This is a genomic window from Zhongshania sp. (assembly GCF_041623545.1).
Lineage (GTDB): Bacteria > Pseudomonadota > Gammaproteobacteria > Pseudomonadales > Spongiibacteraceae > Spongiibacter.
In genome coordinates, this window is record NZ_JBFJWS010000387.1 from 1 (window position 1) to 2,592 (window position 2,592).

The 2,592-nt window shown below is 49.6% G+C and carries 2 protein-coding genes; one reads left to right on the top strand and one right to left on the bottom strand.

Features of this window, described 5'->3' with window-relative positions; genetic code table 11:
- The first annotated feature begins 373 nt into the window (after positions 1-373).
- Complete coding sequence (locus ABYT30_RS18295) at positions 374-1,393, top strand: AraC family transcriptional regulator ligand-binding domain-containing protein (RefSeq protein WP_373097949.1); 1,020 nt, start codon at positions 374-376, stop codon at positions 1,391-1,393.
- Positions 1,394-1,403: 10 nt separating this feature from the next.
- Here ABYT30_RS18295 and ABYT30_RS18300 read toward each other — a convergent pair.
- Positions 1,404-2,592: neutral/alkaline non-lysosomal ceramidase N-terminal domain-containing protein (locus ABYT30_RS18300; protein WP_373097951.1), on the bottom strand; the 1,189-nt coding region annotated here is incomplete at its 5' end.

Here is a 2,592-nt window from a genome sequence, read left to right on the forward strand (position 1 = left end):
GCACAAGGCTAAATAATAGGTTAACTTACCATTGCTTAACTATGCGTCCAGAGTCTTTTATCTAATTGTTTTCTGGGCGTACAGTAAGTATACGCGTGATGCCATCGGCGCCTTGAATGCACGCGTATTGTTGTTTCCAATTTCACGCGCACCCTAAATCCTTGTAGTTAATCTAATTACCAATTGCTACTGATTTCTTTGTGGCGCTGCAGTCAACGGCTTTGTTAGTCCGTACCTTCTTGCTTCAGCGCAGGCTGATGGTGCGATTGTTTTTCTTTACGTAGAAAACCCTGAAATGGTAATGTGGAATATAATAAAAACACGTAAATGATATATGGCGGCAATTCCTACAGAGTTAGGCAACAACACGAGTGTGACTGTCGCTTATGCGGCGGCGTTACTTGATTACCTGCGGGCTAATAATATTGACGCTGAGTCCTTGTTTACGCCCGCGCAGCTCAAGTTGTTGAGTGACAAAGACCCGCAAAAAGTAATAAAACTTAGTTTTTGGGTGGAAATGCTCGAAAGTGCCTCGGTAGCACTGAATCAGCCAAGTTTGCCGTTACTTGTTGGGCAAACTATGGGGGCAAAGAATATTGGGGTGTTAGCTTATGTGGGAATGAGCTGCCTGACTTTAGGCGAGGCGATTGAGCACGCCGCGCGCTATATGAAGATAGTTGGTAATATGAGCCGAATGTGTCTGAGGACCTGCGGCGAAACCGCGGAAGTCCCTTGGATATGGCCCCACGACGGCACACCGCCGCAATGTGTTGCAGAAGTTCACATGGCCGTTAGGTTGAATTCCGCAAGAGTGTTTACCGGAAGGCCGGATTTATACTGTGATGCCTATTTTCAATTTCCGGCGCCTGCCGATATCTCGCCTTATAAATTGATGTTTGGTGGGGACTGCTACTTCGGTGCGGTGGACACTAAGCTCGTGTTTCCAAAGGAGTACCTCTCCTTACCGATGATAGCCGCCAATGCGAGCATGCGTGAGACAATTAGCGGTCAAGCTCAGGCTATTTTAAACCAGAGAGAGGGCACTCCTCCCCTGGTAAAGACGGTACGGGGCTTGCTATTAGATGGGCTCAGTACTAATCAAACATCGATCAATGTCGTCGCGGAGTCGATGGAGATTTCGACTCGTAGCCTACAGCGAAAATTGTCAGAGCACGGTTTTAAGTTTCAAGACATCCTAGATAATGTGCGCTCGGACAGAGCTAAGCAGTTATTGCTGCAAACGCCTATGCAGCTGGCTGAAGTGGCGTTTCTCTTGGGCTACTCTGAACAGAGCTCGTTTCAAAACGCATTCAAACGTTGGACAGGGAAAACACCAGAGGTATGGCGTCAAACCGAAACGGTAGAGTCAGCGGGAAATGGGCCGACGCTTTAAGGCAAGGCGCTTAGGGGCAGTCTGCGACCGGCCCTGCAATTTCAAATTCCTTACTAAGGCCTTCATAAGGCATTAGTAAGAACGCTTGGTTGGCAACGCCTTCAAAGCGAATGCGATAGGTGCCGGGCTGGGTATTGCGTGGGATGCGCCAAAGAATTTCTGCAATATGTGATGACGAAGGGCTGGACTGAGGGGCGGGGTTGTCAGGGCGCCAGTTATAGGTAGTCTCTGGGTCGGCGTCGCGATAAATGATTTCCCAGCTGTCGGTTGCTGTTTTACGCTCAACAAATAAGAAACTGGTATCGGTTTTTAAGTCGCTATTAGGACTAGATGATTGGAAGTCGACACGTACAGTGTCACCTGGTTTGTATCTTTCATTTGGTTGTAATACCGCTGCACCAAAGGCGTTGCCATTGGGCTGGTCGGTGCCCTGGCTGGGTTGTACTTGATAAAGCTGCGGTGAAGTCACTGGCGGAGTGGGGCCGGCGTCGGTGCTAGCCGCATTGACCATATCTAAAGCTAAGCGGCGAGTTTCTTGTTGTACGGCGGCTAAGGACCAAGGACCAAACTGGTTAGATGCCGATTCGTACATTTGCAGCGCATACTCTTCACGCGTGGTGAGGTAGCTCACGTAGTCATTGCTGAGGCCATTAATCACCACGTAATCAACGCCATCGGTTTTTAAAACGTCAATTAAGGTTTGGCGGATACGCCGACCGGCCATGGTGGTTATTTCCCAAGGTAAGCCGACAATGGCCAAATTACCAATACGGAATAATTGAAATGGCACCACGGTGGCTGACGCATTTAAGGGCGGCCCAAAAATCAATAAAATTGGTTTTTCGGCATGGCAGCTCAGGTTCAACAAGTCAGGGCCTAGATCGGCATTACAGCCAACCGTAGCGGAAAATAAACTTGCGGGCACATTGCCATTGGTGAGGGCGCGAAATTCGTCGGCGGCAAGCTGAGCGGCATCAGGGTCAGAGCAGGTAATGCCCGCTTCGGTAAATTGGCCTTTTTCACCCGGCTGTGCACCGTGACCTGCCGCAGGAAATGACACGCCCATAGCAGGGTTGCAGGTGCGCTTAGGAGTAGCATCTAATTCGGCAGGGTGAATCAGCGAGTCAAGCACTACTTGGTCGGTAACTTCGACTTGATCCATTTGCACATAGCCAAAACGGTAGTCCACGGGGCCGTTA